The organism is Pseudoalteromonas sp. CO109Y, from assembly GCF_004208935.1.
In the GTDB taxonomy this organism is placed as follows: domain Bacteria; phylum Pseudomonadota; class Gammaproteobacteria; order Enterobacterales; family Alteromonadaceae; genus Pseudoalteromonas; species Pseudoalteromonas shioyasakiensis.
In genome coordinates this window covers 118,373-141,114 of record NZ_SGPD01000027.1, presented here as the reverse complement: position 1 = coordinate 141,114, position 22,742 = coordinate 118,373, and the positions used below count along the sequence as shown (strand labels likewise).

Sequence of the window (22,742 nt, the reverse complement as noted above, 5' to 3'; positions counted from 1 at the left end):
TCAATTAATGGCACATATTACATTTTTTATGGTCAAGTTTTTGGCCTTTTCTGTTGGCTGTTTTTCCTGCTTTTTACTTCATGACCAAGCCAATGTTGCCCTTGTGTTATCTGCTGCATTTACCGGTTTAGTTGGCACATTTATTCCTTTTCCTGCTCGTTTTGGAAACCATCCTTATGCAGCCATTTACGCTGGCAGCTTTGCTGGTATGTGCTCATCGAGTTTAATCAACAGCTACTGGGAGCTGAGTTTTATCTCTTTAATTGGTGCCAGCCTTTACGTATTAACTATGAACCTATTTGCAGGTTTTGGTGGTCGTCTTGGTAGCGTTGCTTTTGCCAGTGTGGCGCTTTACATGCTTGCAAAAGGGGTCTTTTAATGGATTTGTTTATTACAATTACCGCTTTACTTGGTGCCTACTCTACTTACTTTTTAGCGCATCATAACCGCTTTGATGGCATTCGCGCCTCAGCCGCCACCAGCATTATTGCATTTGCAATTTTAAGCCTATTCCCTGTTGATGTAGAATTTTACAGCGTGGCGTTTTTTGGGGGGACTTTCATTGGCATGAGCGCACCAAAACGCTTTGGCATTTTTACATTAGCCATTGCTTCAATATTGTTTGCTTTGTTGTTTGAATACCTTGTGCCGCGCTTGCATGGCTATGGCGGTGCATTGGGCTTGAGTGCTTTTCTATCTGTGTGTGTTTGCCATATCGGTATCTTGCTAGGGGCACCCCGCAGTAAAAAAAGCAACTAAATCTGACTTGGCAATTAAAAACCTATACCTTTTCATTAAGATTCTTTAGTATGTTAATTACTTGTTTAAGGATAAAGGATCTTTATGCTGTTTCGCTCATTACTGATTGCTACCATGCTTTGTTTCATCAGTTGTGCAACGGCTGCGAAAACACTGACCTTTATCGCTGAAGATCTACCTCCTTACCATTTTAAAAATCAGCAAGGCGAAGCCGATGGTGCACTTGTTGAAGTAGTAAAAGCCGCCTTAGAACACGCAAACATCCCTAGCGAATTCGCAATTATGCCTATGGCGCGGGCTTTTCATGAGCTCGAAAACAATCCAAACATGTTAATGATTTCGCTACTAAAAAACCCAGCTCGTGAGAGTCGCTTTCAGTGGTTAGCACAAACCTATTTTTCGGACGCTTACCTCGTTGACCTTGCGAGCAAAAGCCACAAAATATTTAGTTTAAAGCAAGCTCAGCAGTACCGTGTCGCGACTATTCGAGGCTATTCAAGTGAGCATTACTTGAAGCATGCCGGATTTAATGAAGATAAAAATTTGGTGCTAGTCAGTCATTACCATCAACTTTGGCAATTGCTTGAAAAAGAGCGCATAGACTTTGTGCTGACCAACACCCTGACTTTGCAAAACGAACTGGCATTATCTGGGGTTGATCCGAGTGATATTCATAAAAGCCTACACTTAGATGACTTTCCGTCAGGTCTTTATTTAGCTGCAAACCTTAATTTAGATAAACAACTCGCAGCGCAATTAAGAAACGCGGTTGAAGCTTTGAAGCAAAGTGGTCAATACCAAGCAATTTTACAAAAATGGCAGTTGCCTTTACCCAAATAAAAAAATGAAAAATACTCCATTATTTTACAAAAGCTTAGCTTTGGCTTGTGCACTTAGCTGTTTATCGCTCAGCGCCTTTGCAATAACTTCTGAACAAGCATTAGAAAAGCTAAACGAAGCACAATCGTTACGTAACAGTAACCCAAACCAAGCCACTGAAATATTTGAGCAGTTAACTAACGACTCAACCCTTGTCAATGAGTCTAACATCATACAAGAAGCGCTTGAATCGCTGGCATTTATGAATGTCAGCAGTGGTGATTATGACCAAGCACTGAGCTATGCAGAGCAGCTACTGGAGTACGGACAAAAGCAAAGTAATCAGGCTATCGCCGTACGAGCGATGCTTATTCAGGGCTACGCACAAGGCAGAAAAAGTAACTTTCTAACAGCAGAGCAGCACTACCGAGATGCATTAGCTATTGCTAAACAGATAAAAGATTCTGTGCTGATTGCCCAGTCTTATGAGCGATTAGCAGCCATTTTACGCTGGCAAGATAAATACATAGCCGCCCTTAATGAGGCACAAAAATCTGTTAATATCTTACATGAGTTTGATGATGAAAAATCGTATGCATCGGCATTACTAAATCTAGGAATAATCGAAGCCATTATTGGCGATCACAATGCGGCGCTTGCAAGTTTAACTCAATCATTTTCTTTGCATCAAAAGCTTGATGACAAAAAAGGCATAGCCGATTCGCTTTACGAAATTGGCGAAGTTTACCGCCGTATGGGCGACAGTGCTCAATCGTTAAAGCACTTTAAAATGTCTCACGTGTTGGATTTAGAAATTGGCTCAAAAGTCGACATCGGTAACAGTGCCATGAAGGTCGGCTACGCTGCGCTAAAACAAGGCGAACTTGCTACAGCCACAGATTACGCAGAAAAGTCGATTAGCTATTATCAGCAATCATCTTCAAACACAGGGCTATGTCGCTCGTACGATTTAATGGCGTTAATTGCTTTAAAACAAAATAACATAAGTGAAGCGCAAGCCTATATCAACCGCGCTTTGGCAATCGCTACTGACTATAATTTTCGCTCACACTTGGTATCTTTAGGGATCACCCAAACACGTATTTATCAAGCCCTTGATGATCACGCTGAAGCAATTAAAACCGCAGAGCAGGCTTTAAAACAGGCTGATGAGCTGCAAGATGTTGAAGATCAAATTAGCTTAAATAAGTTACTTACTGACTCCTACCTTGCTTTACAACTGTATAAACAAGCATTTGAATCGCAAAACCGCTATCAAACCCTTGAAGATAGTACCGGTAAAAATCAGCACGACTTAACCGTGGCCGCGATGCAAAGCCAAGTAGCTTTTATGCGAAATCAGCAAGAAATCAACCAATTGAGTGCTGAAAAGCAAATTCAAGCGGCTCAACTAAGCGAAAGTGAATGGCAATTCAAAGCGTGGTTACTGGGCTTAAGCTGCGTGATTTTGCTGATATCTGGCTTTGGTTACCGCTCATTTAAAAAGCGTAAGCTTGCCAGTGAACGAGCACAGCTACTCAAAGAAGTCGTTGATAAAAAGAACCGCTTACTAGCCGATGTGTCTCATGAAATTCGCACGCCACTCACAGCACTACAATTGCAAGTTGAAGCATTGCAATACAATATCGCCAAAGACGTAGATGCCTCTTACGATGCCATTAATCGAAAACTTACCGATATCAATGTACTGATCCGTGATATCCATCAACTAGCACAAGCTGACTCCGATAGCCTATATCTGAACCTAAAACCCTATTTACTTGCTGATGTATTATCCGTTTGGCAGCAAGACTTTACTGCTTTTGTAGAAAACAAAGGCTTTGAATTTACTTGTAACATTCACCTTGCTGCTGATATCAAAGTCACATGGGATATCGATAAAATTAAACAAGTACTGACGAACCTTTTATCAAACAGTACTTTTTATACTGATAAACCCGGCAAAATTAAATTTATAGCAATGGCCTCAGAGCAGAGTATTACTTTTAGTATTGAAGATACCCCACCCGGCGTTACCAATAATCAGTTAGTTGAAATATTCGAACGTTTATACCGCGTTGATAAGTCGCGCAGCCGTCAAACAGGCGGCTCAGGCCTTGGGCTTGCAATTTGTAAAAGCCTGATTGAAACACACAAAGGCACTATTAAAGCTGAGCATAGTGAGCTAGGTGGCGTTAAGATCCTCATTTGCTTACCGCTTATTAGTGAACAACAGGTTTAATTAGCACCACGATTCCCTAAAATCGCCCCTAAACAGGGCGATTTCACGACATTTAGCCCAATTAATGCCGACCAAGGTCGCATATTATTTAATCAAAAAAACACCTACATTTTTTAGGGTCTCTCACTAAAAAGTATAGGAGCCTCACAATGGCGGGCGAATATCAACAACAATATCAACAGTTCCAGCGCGATCCGGGTCAGTTTTGGCTTGAGCAAAGTAAACGAATTCCTTGGTTTAAAGAGCCAAGTGCCCCTTATCAATATGACGATAATGATTTTTACCATTGGTTTGCCGATGGTCAGTTAAACACTTGTTACCTAGCCCTCGACCAACACGTCGAAGCAGGCTATGGCGACCAAACTGCACTGATTTACGACTCCCCTGTTACCAATACCAAACAACAATACACTTATGGCGAGTTACAAACTCAAGTTGCTAAATTTGCAGGGCTCATGCAATCTCTTGGCGTAAGCAAAGGTGACCGTGTAGTCATTTATATGCCAATGATCCCACAAGCAGTTATTGGTATGCTGGCGTGTGCGCGCCTTGGTGCCATTCACTCCGTTGTATTTGGTGGTTTTGCACCACACGAACTCGCGGTGCGTATTGATGATGCAAAGCCTAAGCTTGTGCTTACTGCGTCTTGCGGGGTCGAAATTAATCATGTGATTGAATATAAACCACTGCTTGATGAAGCACTCGAAAACGCCAAGCATGCTGTTGAACACTGTATTGTATTTCAGCGTGAACAAGCCATTGCCGAGATGCAAGATGGCAGAGACATCGATTGGCAATCAGCCTCTGATACAGCAAGTGCAGTCGCTGCAGTGCCTGTTGCAGGCGACGACCCGCTTTATATTCTTTACACATCAGGCACCACAGGCACACCTAAAGGGGTGGTTCGAGAAAACGGGGGTCACGCAGTTGCAATGCATTACAGCATGGAAACCGTGTATGGCATGAAACCCGGCGAGGTATTTTGGGCAGCTTCAGATATTGGCTGGGTGGTTGGTCACTCATACATTGTTTATGCACCGCTCATTTATCGCTGTGCCACCGTACTTTACGAAGGCAAACCAATAAGAACCCCAGATGCCAGTGCGTTTTGGCGTGTTGTAGAAGATTATAAAGTCACCGCTTTATTCAGTGCTCCTACTGCGTTTCGCGCAATTAAAAAAGAAGACCCTACCGCTGAGGGCTTTAAACAATACGATACCTCAAGTTTAAAACGCTTATTCTTGGCCGGTGAGCGCCTAGATCCACCCACTTATGAATGGCTAAAAGACAACACCGGCTTGCCTGTACTCGACCACTGGTGGCAAACAGAAACAGGTTGGGCAATTGCGTGTAATCCAATTGGTATTGAACAACTTGCTACTAAGCCGGGTAGTTCAACGGTGCCAACACCGGGATTTGATGTACAAATTCTTGATATGAATGGTGAGCAGTGCGCTGCAAACGAAAGCGGTGCAGTTGTAATTAAACTGCCTTTACCACCGGGCTGTTTACCAACAATTTGGCAAAACAATGAACGCTTTCAAGCGGGCTACTTAAGCGAGTACCCAGGTTATTACCTCTCTGGTGATGGCGGCTATATTGATGACGATGGGTATCTATTTATTATGGGTCGTACCGACGATGTAATTAACGTTGCGGGTCATCGCTTATCAACCGGTGAAATGGAAGAAATTGTAGCAGCCCACCCTGCTGTTGCTGAATGTGCAGTATTTGGTGTTAACGATGCACTCAAAGGGCAATTACCCATGGCGATGATAGTGCTCAAAGACGATTATCTTGGCGATAGCAAAGAAGTTGAGCAACAGTTAATTCACTCGGTAAGAAATCAAATTGGCGCCATTGCCTGCCTGAAAAACATTTTGCATGTTGAGCGCCTCCCAAAAACCCGCTCAGGGAAAATACTCAGAAAGAACTTACGCCAATTGGTCGATGGTGAAGAACTGCAAATTCCATCAACCATTGATGATGCGAGTATATTCGATGAAATCAACCAACAACTTAACAATCGCTGATCTGCGTTTGTAATTTTGTAATGTTACCAAAGGCCTTGTTTAAGGCCTTTATTCGTTTTGGCCTATGGCTTGCAACTTTACATGTAAGTTAGCAAACGAAAAGGTGGTTAACATGGCTGTTATCGCAGGTTATATCCAATTCAATGAATTAGGCAAAACAGAATTTCATTATATTAATCAACTAGCTGATGTATTTAATCGCTATAAAAAAGCAGATGTTCAGCGCTTTGATTGTGATAATGGAGCTATTTTTCATTATGACTTTGATGCTTACCAACAAGCGAGTTGGTTGCAAACTGAGTCGCAAATTGCAACGCTGATTGGTCACCCTTTACTCAGTAGCTCGCGCAGTGATGATTTAAATACCATGGCCAATACAGCTTCGCTCAACACTTGCTTACAGCAATGTGAAGGGGTATTTAGCTTTTGCCAGTTTAATAGCCAATTAGGCAGCTTAGTACTTGCCACCGATCCCCTTGGTTTAAAGCCGTTTTATACCTTGAAAACAGCGCAAGGGTTAATGTTTTCAACCAACTTGGGGATATTTAAACAACTGAGTATTGAGCTTGAAAGCGATGCCGAAGCACTTACAGAGCTTGCTGTGCTTGGTTACCCGCTATTAGATCACACGCCTTATAAAAACATTAAATGCTCATACCCAGGCGAAATATTACGTTTTGATGCCAGCCACGGCGTGGTAAAACAACGTTACTTCGATTGGGTCGCCCTTGCCAAACAAAACTTTGAGGTGACTGACGCAATTGAAGGGGTTACTCAGGCCTTTCGCAGTGTTGTAACAAAAGCGATGCACACCGATAAAAAAGTGCTGAGCACTCTGTCAGGTGGCCTTGATTCACGGTTAATTAACTGCGAGCTCTTACGCCAAGGTGTTGAACTTAAGTCGTTTAATTTTTCGCAATCAGATAGCCAAGATCTCTACTGCGCAAAACAATATGCTTCGCAAAATGCCCTTAAACTTGAAGTTGTGCAAGTACGCGACACGCAAACGCTCTCTGTTGAACAGCGCCTTGGCAAATACTGGCGCAAAGCACATCACAATGAATATAAAACCGTTTCAAGACCCCAAATTAGTTGGTCTGGTAATGGTGGCAGCGTTGGCTTAGGTGCCGTGTTTTATGGCGACGCTATTTATGATGCGGCAAAAGAAAACAATCTTGATAAGCTCATTCAAGCTTATTTAGATCAGCAATACGCTTATTTGCCAAAGTCAGTGGTACATAATGCGTCTATGCTGCAACAAAAACTAATTGATAACCTAAAACTTAGTTTTAAACCCTTGGCTGAATTACCACTCGAAAAAGCATTCCAATTGTTTTTACTACTCAATGATCAACACCATCATTTGAGCATTCCAAACGAGCAAGTTTGCGAGTTTAAAATGGAGTTCTTCCATCCGTTTTATTCGTGGAAAGTGCTGCAATATCCTTTAGCTGTCCCTGTTGAATATGTACGTAAACACCGCTTTTATCAGCGCTGGCTGAAAACCAGTTACCCACGAGCTATGCTTGCACCATGGCAAGCCTACCCAGGTCATATGCCTTGCCCTATCAAGGTAAATTACCAATCACAGTGGCAGTTTAACAATAACAATCTAATGCGTTTTGGCGAGCTCTTTAAGCTGTGGTACGAGATCATGCGCTTTGACCGCCATCAATTGATCAAACGCAGTCACTTTACCGCGTTATGCTTATTACAGTTAGCTCACTTAAAGAATGCTCAGCCAAATATACGCATTGCTCAGCGGTTCTGTCAGTGGTAATGGATACCTAGGCGCAATAAAACTTAATCATTTGAGGGCATTATTATGAAATACAAAAACTACTTTCTAAAAAATAATATTACAGGCTAGAATCAAGTTAGTTATTAATAATTTAAGCTGAGACTTTAATGAGAAAATGGACACTTCCTCTACTGCCATTAATCGTATTAGCAGGCTGTACCTCAGTCAGTAAAGATGAATGTTTACAAGCCAATTGGCATAGTATTGGTTATAAACATGGTGCAGATGGCACTGAGTATCGTGATGGCATCGATGCCTTATCACAATGCAGCAAATATGGCGTAAGTGCCGATATTGCTGAATATAAAGTGGGATACGATCAAGGTCTGGCAGTGTATTGTGAGCCCGAAAATGGCTTTACCCTTGGTATGCAAGGCGCATCTTACAATGGCGTTTGTAATAGCACAGCGTTTCGTAAAGCATGGCAAGAAGGTAACGACAGGTATCAAGTACAGCAAAGGCTGATATACATTGATGACCGAATTGACGACATAGACCGTCGCCTAAAAGATATTCGCGCTGAGCTTAACAGCAATCAGCTTGATAATGGCCAACAAAAAGAGCTTTATCGAGAACGAAGAGATTTAGAAAACGAGCGCAAAGATTTACGCAAAGAGCGTGCTTTACTACCGCTTTTAAATAAATTGCCGAGTGTCGAAATATCAACCGAGTGGTGATGCTTTATGTTGAAGCTTCATCTTATACATTTGCTCGTCAGCAGTGGCGAGTAACTCTTTGGCATTTTTACCATCCTCTGGGTAAAGCGCGATACCAAAACTAGCACTCACAGGCACTTTGGTTGCGTAGCGCTTTGCTACGCCTTCAACTGCTTTTTGGCAGCGTCCAGCAATGTCTTGGCAAACAGAGAGTTTTGCTAACGTTGGCAACACAATCACAAACTCATCGCCACCAATGCGCGCTAATATGTCTTTATCACGCAGCTGAAGTGAAAGCTGCTCACTGATTTCTAGAAGTAGATTATCGCCCTGCTCGTGACCAAAGGTATCGTTCACCAGTTTAAAGTTATCAAGGTCGACATAAATCAACGAGAACTGGTTACCTTCATTCGCCGCATGATGAGAAAATGAGTGTAACTGAATATCTAAACCACGCCGATTTAACAGCTTAGTCAGTGGATCTTGATTGACTAATTCATCAAGCAGTTGGCGCTTTTCTACTGCCTGCGAAATATCATCAAATGCACCAATGTAATGACTCACTTGGCCATGTTCGTCATACATGGCATCTATGGTTAACAACTCAGGAAAAACTTCACCGGTTTTGCGCTTGTTCCATATTTCACCTTGCCAGCGCCCATTGCGTATTAAACGCTCCCACATCAATTCAAAGAACTCTGTGGGTTGCTGCTTAGCTGAAAGTATAGATGGGTTTTTATCAAGCACTTCTGCCTTACAAAAGCCTGTAATTTGCTCAAAAGCAGGGTTAACATCCACAATTTTAGGCTCAGGGGTGGTGATCAATATACCACGACTTGTTGTGGTAAATACCGCAGTAAGCAGCTGTATTTTTTCGTTGCTTTTAACTTCTTCAGTGACATCTTCTGAATAACCATTCCACTCAACACTGCCATTAGCACGGGCAATTGGTGAGGATTTTCCTTCAACCCAAATCACACCTTTAGTTGGATGATTAACTCTATATACCTCATGCCACTCGCATAATTCGACTCGCGATTTTTCAATGCTTTTTATAACGCGCTTTAAGTCATTTGGATGGATAATATGCATCATTAAATCAGCAGACTTTTTTATATCCTCTGCCGTGCAGCCATAAATGTTGAAGACTTTGGAGCTGGCAAAAGGGAAATATGCGGTGCCATCATTTTCGACCACATACTGATAAACAAACCCCGGTAAGTTATCAGTAAATTTTTGCAGCTTAGCATGTAAAAACTCAATTTCACGCTCTTTTAACCACTGTTCAGTAATATCGATATGAACGCCTAACATCCACTGCGGGTTGCCATTTTCATCCCAACTTTGCACTTTGCCTTTATCGAGCACTTTAACCCAGTGCCCTTGTTTATGCTTCATTCGTGCTTCGCAAATATAGCGCTCAGAGTCACCTTTAAAGTGAGCGTTTAATAACTGTTCCGATTTTGACAGGTCGTCAGGGTGAGCAAAGCTGAGCCAAGTTTCAATTGAAACTGGCAATAATTCTTGCAGTGAATAACCGATAATATCGGCCCACTTATCATTAAAAATGGTTTCGCCTGTTTGTACATTCCAAAGCCAGATACCCGCATCCCCACTGTCGAGAATTAGCTGAGCAATGTCTAATCCAAGCTGCGATTTAATCGCATCATACCCTTCACTAAATGCCATAATTAGCCTTGTTAACTAGCTCACCAACAATAAAGGTAAGCCTTTATCATTATTTTAGTTAACAAAATAAAAAAACACTAAAAATCCGTGAAGAATATTGATCTAACGCAGGCTATTACATTTTTGGCCAATCCACCTCATCAACACTGTCGATTGTGCTTACGATGCTTTGATCTCCTTGCCATTTTCGAATGTAACGCGCCAGAGGATCATAAAGGGCTGTTTGCTTATTAATATGAAAATGTCGACCGCCTCTGGGGTCAACACCGACACCCGCAATATATTGCCAATTACCCCAGTTTGCAGCCACGTCGTAATCAATGAGTTGCTGTTCGAAATACGCTGCACCATAGCGCCAATCCAGTTCAAGCTCGTTAACTAAACAACTTGCCGCAATTTGCCGCGAGCGGTTAGAGATATAGCCTGTCGCATTAAGCTCATGCATTATTGCATTTACCAAAGCAAACGGCGTGCGACCTTGGCACCACGCATTAAAGCGCTGGCTATTAAAAGTCGTCAGCGGTGCACTGTGCTTTTGCCCTTTAAACTGGAAGAGTGTTGCGCCAGCCTGCGTTGCATGCCACTTAAAATATTCGCGCCACAGCAATTCAAACTTTATCCAATAGCTCGACTCATTCGCACCGTTTTGTAGCTCATACACTTCAACTTCTCGGTATAGCTGTTTTGCGCTAATTGTGCCACCAGCGAGCCATACACTGAACTTAGTACTGTTACTAAAGCCGTCTAACTCATTGCGTGTTTCTTTATAACTGCTCGGCGCCTGAGATGAAAAGTACGCATTACAATGCTGTTGGGCTGCAACTAAGCCACCTTTAAAACTTCCTGAGTGAACAGGAACATCATCTATAGTTTGCTCAGGGCATAGCTGAACTGGGTGAGGTAAGTAACTAGCAGCTTGTTGTGGCGCTGCTATAAAGGTTGGCTCAGCTTCTACCTTTTTGCGAAAGGCAGTAAAGTTTTTAGGTAGATCATCAAGCTGAAAAGGCAAGTCCGTTGCTTTAAACAAGGTATCTTGTTGATAAGTTTTCACTGTCACTTCTGGGCATAACTCTTTGATTTTATCGAGCTGTTTTTGCTCATAAACGCCAACTTGCTCGGTACAAACCAAAGTTTCAATATCGTACTTTTGTAATCGCTGACTGATTACTTGCTCAGGCTCACCACTTAGCACATGGAGTGTTTGCCCAAGCTTCTCAACAGCTTGTGCAAATGCTGCTAGGCTTTCACGTAAAAAATGGTGTCTATGCGTGCCATACGGTTTTGATTGATAGTTAGTTTGCCTAAACCAGCGCGGCTCAATCACAAACACTAAATCAAGCTCGCCATCAAAATCAGCTAACTCAGATAGAATTTCATTGTCGACTAGGCGTAAATCATTTTGCAGCCAATATAAAACACGCTTTTTCATTATTTACTCTATTAGAAACCTTAAGAAATCATACGTAAGTCAGCTATTTATCGATTAACTTCGCCACAGTTAGTTAGCATAACGTTTATTAATCATGCACTTACAATCTTCAATGAAGTTTAAGTTTTAGTTAAGTTTTTCTTAAGTTAGCGATTTTATGCTGATAACTGTAAAGAATTTAAAGGTTGATAAAGCCAAACATGCTGCGTCTCCTTGGTATTTAGTAGGCATAAAATGATGAATAAAATAACACCTGTTTTATTAATAACATGCACTGCTACAGGGACTGTTTATGCAAACGAGCCTTTAAGCTTAGATGTGGTTTGTGAAGTAAAAAGCAAAACCACTGCAGAATTAAGTGAAGACAAAGACATCACGGTTGATAAACTCAACATTGATACCCATACGATTTTCGATCCAAATGACCCTGAAACAACCGCCCTACATCGCTTTATAAACTGGCTGCACATAGATACCAAAAACAAAGTTGTTAGTGAGCAAATAACCTTTAAAGAAGGTGACCAAGTCAGTGAGCGTCAGCTACAAGAAGCTGAGCGTATTCTGCGCAGCAAAAAATACTTAAGAGATGCCAAGGTTAGCTATACAAAAGATTGCCTTGAAGATGAACCCCGCGTGGTGCAAATCGATACCTGGGATACCTGGAGTTTATTGCCAACCATTAATTTTGGCCGTAGTAGCGGCAATAATAAATACAGCTTAGGCTTTAAAGAAGAAAACTTTTTAGGCTACGGTATTCGCGCATCATTAAAGTACAAATCAGATCATGAACGCTCAGGCTACCACTCAGTGCTGCAAATGCCAGTGCCTTGGCAGCCTCATGCAACCCTCACTTTACAAGCTGATGATTACGATGACGGGCAAGTCTTTTTAGTGGATTATCATCAGCCTTTTTATCAACGCAGCAGTGACGCACTAATGCGCTACTTTGCTAAATCACAAAAGCAAAAAAGTTATATCTATCAAAATGGTATGACCCATTCAGAGTTCTTTACCGATGAATTAATCGCCCAGTTTGCTTACGGCGGAATTTTATCGCAAGACAGTCAGCAAACCTTTCACTGGCTTGCCGGGATTGATTACCAAGATATTAGTTACCGCCCTTTTGAAACAGAACCTTTGCTTGACGGTCTTAACGATTACACCATTGCAGCGCCTTGGGTCGGATTACATTGGCTAGAAGACAATTACGCCGTATTGCACGATATTGACCTAATAAACCACAACGAAGACGTTAACCTCGGTTGGGAGCTAAATTCAAAGTTTGCCATCGATACCGTAAATTTTGGCCAAGGCTTTTTATTTGATACAAATCTTACCAAAGCGTGGTTCAACAATAACACCTTGTATCGATTTGCCGCTGGAATGAAAGGCAATGTCGGAACTGAGCTTGATGACCGTTTAGCGCTTTATTCAAAAGCACAAATGAACTATCGCTGGTCAGACTCATTTGCTTTTTACGCGCATCTAAATGGTCATTGGCAAAATCATGAATTTGCTGATAAACCACTGGCCGTTGGCGGTGAAGAAGGCATGCGTGGCTTCCCAGAAAGTTACCAACATGGTACTTCAAGCGTACAAGCGACGGCTGAACTAAGAATGTACCCTAACATCAATCTGTATCAGTTTGTAGATGTAGGCTTTGTTGGCTTTGTTGATGTAGGCCAAGCATTTGGCAGCACTGAAACTGCAAATATTTCAGATTCAATGCTAACCAGTGCAGGTGTTGGTATTCGCCTATATTCATCGCGTTCAAGTAACGACAATGTGATCCATATCGACTTTAGTACGCCTCTGGGCAGTTACCAAGACGTTGATTCATGGCAAATAGGAATGTCGGTTGAAACCACTTTTTAAGCATCCTGCTCTTTACTCATAAGCTCGCCCATGCGCTGCATAAGTTCTTGTTCACTGAGGTCTTCTTTGTGTGTGCCTATAGTCCAAATGTGACCAAAAGGGTCTTCTAGAGTCCCTGATCTGTCGCCATAAAATTGGTCATGTACTGGGCGCAGCTCTTTTGCCCCAAGCGACAACGCTTTAGCAAAAACAGCATCGACATCTTCAACATACAGCATAATGCTCACCGGTGTACCGCCAAGTTGTTGCGGCGACTTAAATTGCACATCAGGGCAATTATCAGAAAGCATAATATGAGAGTCGGCTATTTTTATTTCAGCATGCGCCACTCCACCATCAGGCAAGGGCATTTGCATTACAAGCTCTGCATTAAAAGCGTGTTTGTAGAACTCTATCGCCTTAGTGGCACCTTCAATAACCAAATACGGGGTTACCGCATGGAAGCCTTTTGGGATTGCAGAAACAGCCATGTTACACCTCAACGTTAAATGTGTGAGTTATAAAGGTAGCAGTTGTAGCTAATTTCACTAATCTAATGATAAAAACGCCAGCGAAATCTTTCGCTGGCGTTTTAAATACAAATACCAATCAACTTAACAAAGCGGTGTATTATTCAGGCCAGCTTTGAGCCCCATCAATTGCAACCTCTGTTTGATTTAACGTCGTGCAATAACCTGTGGCAGATGAGGCATAGTAAACATCACCTAATACCGTGTAGTTTTTTGCTTTAACCTGCTGTTTTGCTTTGTCTGACGTTGCCATGCCCCACATGCTGAAGTAGTTGCTCAAATCGAGCTCGGTTGCTTCTGAAAGCGCTATTAATAACCAATCATTGTTGCCTATGCTTTGTGCCTCCGACAAGCTGTAGCTTGAAAAGCCAAGTGCATCTTTTTGTGCCTGCCAATTAGTCTCGCTGTTATCAGCTAGATTAAACGCACGCTCCAAAATGTGTAAGCGAGGGTATAAATGCCAGCCGTTTTCAAGCTTATTGTGTGCCTGTGCGGCCATCATAATTTGTAAATAAATAGCGTGGCTTTGCGACCACTGAGACATTGCTAAATCTTGCATATAAGCAAATGCATCTGCGCTTTGTTTACTGGCTTGTAAATGATCAAACAAGTTCTCGAATGGCAAGTTTTGGCACGATGCCGAAAAGCCCGTTTCATCTTCAAACTTCGACTTACTGTAGTAGGAGTAAAAGTTGGTATTTGAATGGCCACCAAACCCTTCGATACGAAAGCGCCCTTTCTCAAGACCATGTCCTAATTCATGGATATCGCCATGCCCAGTTGGATTAAAATTCCAACCTGCGTCATACGGATTACCAGAACAACCCCAACCACAGGTCGGTTGGTCTGCATTCATATGTTTTACAATATCAATTGTTTGTACTTCGATATTGCGTGCACTCGCAAAGTCATGAATTTCGCTAACCACATCGATGCCCGGCCCTTTGAAACCAGCAAGTACATGCGGATAGTTATGAGTATAACGCTCTACTGCATGGGCGAAGTCAGACGCTACAGGCCAATAACCATCGTTAATTGAAATACGCATTTTTTCGAGCTTTGAATGCACTTCAAAGCCACCAGTTGCGACCTCAGCCCAATCATAGTCACCTTTTTCAAGCAACTCAGCAAAGCGCTCATCATCACTGCTGCTACGCCAATACGGGTGCTCACCTACATTGCTAAATTCAAAGCTGACATCTAAATCATTTTTATCAAACTCAATTTGAATTGGCCCACCATAAGGTGACGTAAAATAGACTGTTTCATTTGTCTCTATAGGCACATGAACCGACTGCAATTTAGCGGGTCGATTATAACCATTGCTGCTCATGTAATGTGTTGCACCATCACGCAGAGTATTAACAAACACCTTAGTATTCACTGCTTGATTATCGGTGCGTTTAATAGCAAACGTTTGCCCCGGCAAGGCATACACACCCGTTGAGCGAAAATACGCCTTACTCTGCATATTCACGGTGACGGTTTTAGGTGTTACATGACTAAAATCACTACGGCTGAAATTACCCATATCAACTTGAAGTGGATTAACTTTACGTATATTTAATACCGCATGATCAGTAAACAGGGCACGAAAGAAGCTTGTATTCTCGGTGCTTAGCTTATCCATCGGGAAGCTTACAACTTGGCGATAATGATCTGCAAGCAGCGCCAGTAACTGGTAAAAGCGATAGCCCTGCTCTGTAAAGATATCTGTTTTCGCTTGGTCAAAACCTCTAAAAACCGAATTAATGATAGTTGCCGCATCACTAAACTGTTGCTGATATTGGCTTTCAGCTGGGCAACTACGATTATCACATGCACTTAAATCAACACTAAATTCGCTGCTTTTAAAGCGACTAAGTAAGTCTTTAATAGTTTGCGCATCGGTTGGCAAGCTGTCGTTAATAGCAATTGGGTTCCACTGTGCCAATTCTAATCGGTGCCAATAGTTATCACCTGCAACACTCACATGGAGTAATTCAAATAACGCTTTACCGAGTGCAGTTTGGCTACCATCACGCTGAATATAGATCACCGCTATATCATTTGCTTGCGCTTGCTTTACTGCAGCTACAACATTATCAATATTTAATCCTTCACGCTCATGCTGAGAGATAATCAGTACATCCGTGTCAGTTGTTAAACACGCCGCTAAAGCGTCGTTGTCACAACTTGTATTGTCGTTATAGCTCACCATGCCTTCATATTGACTATCAAACCATTCTCGCGTTTTGCTCCTATCTTGAAAGTAATAGCTTTGATCAAGTTGCGCTAATACAAGTTTAAGTGGCTGCTCTGTGGTTATTTCTCTACCAGCTAACCAGGTGGTGCTGTTTTTCAAAAACTGAGTCATTTGCTCGTTAATGGTATTTCGATATGGGTTACTACCAAATACCAAGTAACGGCCTTGCTCCCCATCACTAGTACCGACAACTGCAAGGTTTCTGACTTTTGTCTCATAACCATCTTGCCAACTATTGTTGGTAAGTAGTACCGGCTCATTGAATGGATACGTGGCAGTTAATAACGTTGCATCCCAGGTTGGATACCAACTTAATTCATCAAGGGCGGAGCTTGAGCCAAAAGCAAATAAGCTATTTTTAATGCTTTGAAAGCGCGCTTTGTGGCTATCAATTTCATTAAGTGTCGCATCAAGTAGCAATTCACTGTTTGGCACAACTAGCGCATTACCCGTTTCTAGTGCCTCAGCTACATAGCTTTGAGTAATGTTTAACACAAACTCGAAGCTTGCTTGTACACGTGAGTCAGAGGCTGTGATTGTGAATTTATGCTCACCAAGATCTTCATTACTCGCGGTGCCAGATAAGATGCTAGTTTGCTCATCAAAACTTAGCCACGTTGGCAACCCTGTTACGGTTAAGCTCACTTCATCGTTGTCTGCATCGGTGCTGATTAACTGCACACTCAATGCCTGCTCAGCACGCGCTTCACTACTCAGTGGAGACACCACAGGTGCTGAGTTTGCTCTGGCAGCGATGTTAAATGTTTGCTCTGCCTGCTGGGTCACTTCGCCATCTGAATAACGAAAACGAATTTGCTGTTCGCCCGTATTCGCAAACAAGGGCGTGCCGCTAAAACTAAGGTTAGTCGCATCAAAGCTAAGCCAATCAGGTTTACTAACTTCACTTACTACCACAGTGTCATTTTGTGCATCAGTAAATGTTAGCTGGTAAGTATAAGCTTGGCCTTCATTGCTATCTGATGGGGTGGACGTGAGCGTTGGCGGTGTATTCTCAATAAGTTTGGCTTCTACATTAATATCAATCAAAAGCTGTGCAGAGAGCTGCCCATCAGTGACCGTAAACTCAATGTTTGCATACTTACCTACTTGCTCAGGCGTGCCACTGATACTTGCTGAGGCTTCATTAAAACTTAGCCAACTTGGTAAGTTTGTTACAGACAAAGTAAGTGGGTCATTATCTGGATCAGAGACTTCAGGGCTAAAACTCAAGGTTTCACCAACACGTAAAGTCTGTGATTGACCGCTGATTTGCGGCGCTTGATTTTGTGGTGTTTCGGTTACAGGAGGGGTTGTTGTTTGTTTTTCATCTGAGCCTGAGCCGCCACAAGCAGCAAGTGTTAGCAATACAGCCGAGCATAATAGCGAGCGTTTGCACAAAGAGTAAGGTGCGTTCATTGAGTTCTTATTGGTATGGTAAACAACTTTTTAACATTATAAGCCGATACTACAAACTAATATCTCGGAAAAAATACGTAAATTGATATCGCTGTCATTAATTGTTAAAGCGTAAAAAGCCCCATAAAGGGGCTATTTAAGGGTTACGAGCTTGGGTTTGCAAAATCGGGTCTGGGTAACTTTTCGAGTATGGCGTATAAGTAAATCACCACAAGACAAAGCCCTCCCGCTACAAAGAATAAGGTTGGGCCATCGTAATAATCTAAAATTAAACCACCACCGAGTGGTGCTAAAGCAAACCCTAAATCATAAAACGAAGCCGCGCCAAAGTAGGCTCCACGTAAGTGTGATGGTGCGAGCCTATCAAGGTGAACATTCATCGTCGGAAACAAAATGGTTTCGGCCAAACTCATCACCACTATCGCACCAATCCAGCCCCAAAATAAATCGATTGGATTAAGTGCTAGCCAAAATTGCGACACCATTAATAGCACCAAACCAATTTGTATTCGTACCGTTAGGCTAAATCGCGCCATCATTTTTAACAGCAGAAATTGACTTGAAATGATCACTATCGCATTGGTAAATATAAGCGCAGAAATCAATGCAAGTAGGTCGGGTGCCTCTGCACGAGTTAGGTATTGTATGAGTGAACTATCCATTTGCGCATAAATAAACATGCACAAAATATTGGCTAAAATTAAACATTGCAGCAGTTTATCTGCAAATAAAATACGTAAGATTTGCTTGCCCTGTATAGCTGGTTTTTTCTCTTCAGGCTCGTCGATTGCGGCAGTATTTTTTGCAGCTTTATCACTAAAATTAAAGCCCCAAACAAGCAGCACCAATAAAATAGCAAATGCCCCTGCGGTAATATAAAAGCTCGACTGCTCACCTGTTAAACCTAGCCATACTCCGGCTAATGGGCCCACCGCACAGCCCACATTAACAATAAAGTACAGCGACTGCATGGCCAACTCACGAGTTTGTGCATCATCAATAATATCGCCAATTGCCGCACTGGTTAGTGGTCGCCAAAGTGCAGTCGCAATCGAGCATAAGGTCATCACAATCACATAACCGGCCACGGTTTCTACCTCAGCCAACAGCGAGAAAGAAATAATATACAACACGCCGGTAATGTACATCAGCGTATGCCGGCCCACTTTATCTGAGAGGCTACTGCCAATAAAACTGGTAAACACAGAAATCACGGCTGCACTGGTAAGTACCAAACCAACTTCTGTCGCCGATAAAGCAAACTTTTCATACAAGATCACCGCAAGAAATGGCCACACCATGTAATAGCTGCCACGGGTAATAAACGAGCCAAATAGGAAGATCCACATAAGCACAGGAAACTGCTTAAAGCGCGCTAAAGAGATATCTGAATTCATTATTTTAATTTTTATGATGATGATTAAAACACTATACAGGAACTGAATCTGCCTTAGGTATTTAATCTAAAACTTGTTTGTAACAGCGTGTTATACCAACCCGCAATAATACTTAATCATTTTGAGGGATTAAACCTGTCGCTAACTGCGTTAAAAATTTCTCATTTAGAACAACTAAATAACGAAATTTTTGCCTTGCTATCAACGAGGTTTTATTGCCTCAAAATAGACTACTTAATTAAGCGGGTTGGTATTAATTAGCTAAAAAACAAACGCAACTTAATTGTGAATAATGTTAAGCCAACTTGAAAAAGATTAATCTAAATAAGAATAGTTATTGATTGTATTTTTCATTTGTGTAGTATACGCAGCGTTCCTCAAAGGGATAACCTACAAAAAGAACTGGAAACCTACAATGAAATCAATAAAACCAAGCTTACTGGCACTTGCCATAGCAACACATTTTTCAGCCTTTGCTGATGACGCTAAGCCGAAACAAGATATGGAACGCTTAGTTATCACTGCAACAGGTTTTGAGCAAAAAGTTACCGAAGCACCTGCAAGTATTTCAATTATCACTAATGAAGATATTAAGTCTCATGCCTTCACCTCAGTACTTGATGCTGTGCAGTATTTAGAAGGTATCGACATTGGCACAACTCGTGATAAAACAGGCCAAGGCAGTGTAAGTATGCGTGGTTTAACAGGTGAATACACCCTGTTACTTATTGATGGTAAACGCCAAAATAACCATGGCGATATTTATCCAAACAACTTTGGTGGTAACGCGTTTAACCACGTACCACCAGTCGATGCCATTGAGCGCGTTGAAGTAATTCGCGGCCCTGCATCAACGCTTTATGGTGCAGATGCACTGGGTGGTGTAATTAATATCATCACTAAAAAGCACACAGACAGCTGGAGTGGTGCAGTATCTTTTAGCCGTTCATTACAACAAAACGATGATTTTGGTGATGATATTACCACTGACTTTAGTGTGATGGGTCCGCTTATCAAAGACGTATTAAGCTTAGGTGTACGCGGCAGCGTTTACGAGCAACAAGCATCATCGCCAACATTTGAACCAGCAACCGATCCTAATGGTGTTGTACATGCTCGTTCATTAGGTTTTGGTAGTGGCGGTCGTACCGTTGATAATACAAACGAGCAGTATGGTTTTACTTTAACTTATACACCGTTTGAGTCGCATCATTTACGTTTTGATTACGATAACTCAAGCCAAGTGTACGACAACACGCCAAGTTACGACATTGAGTCAGGCACCATTACTTACCCGCTTGGTACTAAAGATAACATTGAATCAATTTGGCAAGACCGCCGCGGCCAAGTAAACCCGCGCGCAGGTTATGCGGCAGACCAAGAGTTTGACCGTGAATGGTGGTCACTCAGCTACGATGGTGAACTTAATTGGGCAACGGTTAAGGCCTCTGTATCTTATGTTGATACGCAAAACAATGGCCGTACTTTACCACTGAGTGTAAGCGAGCGATTAGAGCTACAAGCTATGTACGATGGTACAGGCGAATACGAGGGAATGGACGAACAAGCACGTAAAGACTTAGCCGAAGAAACATTCTTACCGCGCCCTGCTCGCCCACTTGAAAGCAGCCAATATACTTATGACTTACGCTTTGATATTCCTATCACGGGCAGCTTTGGTAGCCATAACCTAGCAATTGGTGGCCAGCTTATCGACGGTGAATTAAAAGACGGCGTATTTGGCCTTGAAAGTGACCAAGCAGGTCAAGTGCAAGAGCAAAACATGTACTCAATCTTTGCCGAAGATAACTGGATGGCAACTGACAACTTCACCTTTACATTAGGTGCTCGTTACGATGACCATGATGTATTTGGCAGCCAAGTATCACCGCGCGTTTACGGTGTATATAACCTCTCTGACACTTGGACCTTAAAAGGTGGTGTAAGTACAGGTTATAAAACGCCGCAAACCACAGATCTTTACGACGGTATCACCGGATTTGGTGGTCAGGGCACAAGCCCATTTGCGGGTAACCCAGATTTAGAACCAGAAACCAGTGTGAACTCTGAAGTTGCACTTTATTGGACTTCGCTTGATGGCGATCACAACATGAATGTGACTTACTACAACACCAAGTTTGAAGACAAAATTGCCCGCGGCGACACTATTTTAAGCTGTGAACAAACTAACGATGTACGCCCTTGTGTGAACTTAGGTCAGTACGATCAACTTGGCTACGATAGCTACAGCCAAAAGATCAATATCGACGAAGTAGACCTTCAAGGTGTTGAAATTGCGGGTCAATACACTATCACTAAAACAGTGTCTGTTAACGGTAACTACACGTGGACTGATAGCGAACAAAAGAGCGGTCCTGAAGAGGGTCAACCATTAACTAACTCAGCTGAGCACATGGCAAACCTTACCCTAAACTGGGAAGCGACTGACTTTATGAACTTATACCTACAAGGTGTATATCGTTCAGACCGTTACCGCGGTTGGGATAACGTGCACGATAAAGCGCTGTATTACAAAAACTACAACCTACTTAATTTAGGTGCGCAGTTTTATGTAAATGAGTACGTGCAAATCAATGCCCGCGTAAACAACCTATTAGACGAAGATTTCACCTCTTATAGCACAAGCTATACCGACCTAAATGGCGATGGTGAGTATGAATACCTAACAGGTCGCGGTGTAGTTAGCGAAGTCACATTCACAGACGACTACAACGTTAAAGATAAAGGCCGTAACTTCTGGATTGGCGTTACTGCTTACTTCTAAGAAAACTCCCTGAAAATAGACAGCATACAGTCATGTGCTGTCTATTTTTCTAACTACACTATTACTCCTACTGTCAGTATTCTTTTTACTGTCACTAAACTGCCAACTTCACACACTAAGCTGATGATACCTGCGTAAGCTTATTTGTCAGTCTATGGAACATATCCTTACAGCCAGCGGTATCTGTATTAGTTATCAAGATGAAGGCGATAAAAATGCGCCAGTGATCATCTTAATTATTGGCTTAGGTGCTCAATTTACCGTTTGGCCAGAGTCGCTATATTTTGGCTTGGTCGAAAAAGGCTTTCGGGTTATTCGTTTTGATAATCGTGATGCAGGGCTGTCCTCATCGTTAGATGAGTTAGGCAAGCCGAGTCTCGTAAAGCATTGGCTTAGCCGCCGATTACCCATTCGCTCAAAGCTGCCCTATTCGCTCGATGACATGGCTCGCGATGTAAAAGAATTAATGGATGCACTGGCTATCAAAAAAGCGCACTTAGTAGGGGCTTCGATGGGTGGCATGATTGCGCAAATTGCCGCGGCAAAGTATAAAAAACGTGTACTGAGCTTAACTTCAATTATGTCGAGTAGCTCGCCGTTATCGTTTTCGGGTTCAAACATTAATCTGCTAGTAAAGCTCGCTAAAATACGCCCCCGAAGCAGTAATAAAGAAGCCGCGATTGATTACAATGTTAGGCTCAACCAACTCATTGGCAGCCCAGCCTACCCACAAGATGAACACGCTTTATACGCCAACGCAGAACGCTATATTGAGCGGGCCCACACGAATCAAACAGGCTTTAAACGTCAGCTTGCAGCCATTGCCGCAACGCCTTATCGCGAGCAATTACTAAAAAAGATTAAAGCCCCCACATTAGTAATTCATGGCAGCGCTGATCCTGTTATGCCACTGTCTGCGGGTATCAACACCGCACTGTTAATAAAGCGCAGTAAGTTAAAAGTTGTGCCTGGAATGGGCCATGATTTTCCGCCCGCTTTAATGAAAAAAATGACTAAGTGGATTGCTAAACACGCAGCTAAAGTCAGCGCCAAAAAAGCCGCTAAAAAAACCCTAAAAGCATGATAG

General features: G+C 42.3%; 15 protein-coding genes. 10 read left to right on the top strand and 5 right to left on the bottom strand.

What is annotated here, in order from left to right:
* Nucleotides 1–28 precede the first annotated feature (28 nt).
* The 7 genes from EXT43_RS10580 (at nt 29) to EXT43_RS10550 (ending at nt 8,331) form a co-directional block, all read left to right on the top strand.
* A complete protein-coding gene (locus EXT43_RS10580; protein WP_054561182.1) occupies nt 29–379 on the top strand; it encodes a hypothetical protein in 351 nt (116 codons plus the stop codon).
* Nucleotides 379–759, top strand: a complete 381-nt coding sequence (locus EXT43_RS10575; protein WP_130166930.1) for a hypothetical protein — start codon at nt 379–381, stop codon at nt 757–759. The genes EXT43_RS10580 and EXT43_RS10575 overlap by 1 nt, the downstream gene beginning before the upstream one ends.
* 84 nt (nt 760–843) lie before the next feature.
* A complete protein-coding gene (locus tag EXT43_RS10570; RefSeq protein WP_130166929.1) occupies nt 844–1,599 on the top strand; it encodes a transporter substrate-binding domain-containing protein in 756 nt (251 codons plus the stop codon).
* 4 nt (nt 1,600–1,603) lie between these two features.
* Nucleotides 1,604–3,820 carry a tetratricopeptide repeat protein gene (locus EXT43_RS10565; protein ID WP_130166928.1) on the top strand — a complete coding sequence of 739 codons (2,217 nt, stop codon included), beginning with the start codon at nt 1,604–1,606 and terminating at the stop codon, nt 3,818–3,820.
* Between the two features lie 149 nt (nt 3,821–3,969).
* Nucleotides 3,970–5,853, top strand: a complete 1,884-nt coding sequence (locus EXT43_RS10560) for an acetate--CoA ligase (protein WP_130166927.1) — start codon at nt 3,970–3,972, stop codon at nt 5,851–5,853.
* Nucleotides 5,854–5,965: 112 nt separating this feature from the next.
* Nucleotides 5,966–7,633, top strand: coding sequence for an asparagine synthase-related protein (locus tag EXT43_RS10555; RefSeq protein ID WP_165385097.1), 1,668 nt, complete (start codon nt 5,966–5,968; stop codon nt 7,631–7,633).
* A 128-nt stretch (nt 7,634–7,761) separates the two neighbouring features.
* Nucleotides 7,762–8,331: a DUF2799 domain-containing protein gene (locus EXT43_RS10550; protein WP_130166925.1), complete on the top strand. Its 570-nt coding sequence runs from the start codon at nt 7,762–7,764 to the stop codon at nt 8,329–8,331.
* Here the strand turns inward: EXT43_RS10550 and EXT43_RS10545 are convergent.
* Nucleotides 8,317–9,999, bottom strand: coding sequence for a sensor domain-containing diguanylate cyclase (locus EXT43_RS10545; protein WP_130166924.1), 1,683 nt, complete (start codon nt 9,997–9,999; stop codon nt 8,317–8,319). The genes EXT43_RS10550 and EXT43_RS10545 overlap by 15 nt on opposite strands.
* Before the next feature lie 115 nt (nt 10,000–10,114).
* Nucleotides 10,115–11,428, bottom strand: a complete 1,314-nt coding sequence (locus EXT43_RS10540; protein WP_130166923.1) for a DASH family cryptochrome — start codon at nt 11,426–11,428, stop codon at nt 10,115–10,117.
* A 234-nt stretch (nt 11,429–11,662) separates the two neighbouring features.
* Here EXT43_RS10540 and EXT43_RS10535 point away from each other — a divergent pair, with 234 nt between their 5' ends.
* Nucleotides 11,663–13,303, top strand: a complete 1,641-nt coding sequence (locus tag EXT43_RS10535; RefSeq protein ID WP_130166922.1) for a hypothetical protein — start codon at nt 11,663–11,665, stop codon at nt 13,301–13,303.
* Here EXT43_RS10535 and EXT43_RS10530 read toward each other — a convergent pair.
* The 3 genes from EXT43_RS10530 to EXT43_RS10520 all read right to left on the bottom strand — a co-directional run bounded on the left by EXT43_RS10530 (nt 13,300) and on the right by EXT43_RS10520 (nt 18,870).
* Nucleotides 13,300–13,773 carry a VOC family protein gene (locus EXT43_RS10530; protein ID WP_130166921.1) on the bottom strand — a complete coding sequence of 158 codons (474 nt, stop codon included), beginning with the start codon at nt 13,771–13,773 and terminating at the stop codon, nt 13,300–13,302. The genes EXT43_RS10535 and EXT43_RS10530 overlap by 4 nt on opposite strands.
* A gap of 139 nt (nt 13,774–13,912) precedes the next feature.
* Complete coding sequence (locus EXT43_RS10525; RefSeq protein ID WP_130166920.1) at nt 13,913–17,473, bottom strand: ImpA family metalloprotease; 3,561 nt, start codon at nt 17,471–17,473, stop codon at nt 13,913–13,915.
* A 143-nt stretch (nt 17,474–17,616) separates the two neighbouring features.
* Complete coding sequence (locus tag EXT43_RS10520) at nt 17,617–18,870, bottom strand: MFS transporter (protein ID WP_130166919.1); 1,254 nt, start codon at nt 18,868–18,870, stop codon at nt 17,617–17,619.
* Nucleotides 18,871–19,285: 415 nt separating this feature from the next.
* Here EXT43_RS10520 and EXT43_RS10515 point away from each other — a divergent pair, with 415 nt between their 5' ends.
* Nucleotides 19,286–21,655 carry a TonB-dependent receptor gene (locus EXT43_RS10515; RefSeq protein WP_130166918.1) on the top strand — a complete coding sequence of 790 codons (2,370 nt, stop codon included), beginning with the start codon at nt 19,286–19,288 and terminating at the stop codon, nt 21,653–21,655.
* A 154-nt stretch (nt 21,656–21,809) separates the two neighbouring features.
* Entirely contained in the window at nt 21,810–22,739 is a 930-nt protein-coding gene (locus tag EXT43_RS10510) for an alpha/beta hydrolase (protein WP_130166917.1), read from the top strand.
* Nucleotides 22,740–22,742 lie beyond the last annotated feature (3 nt).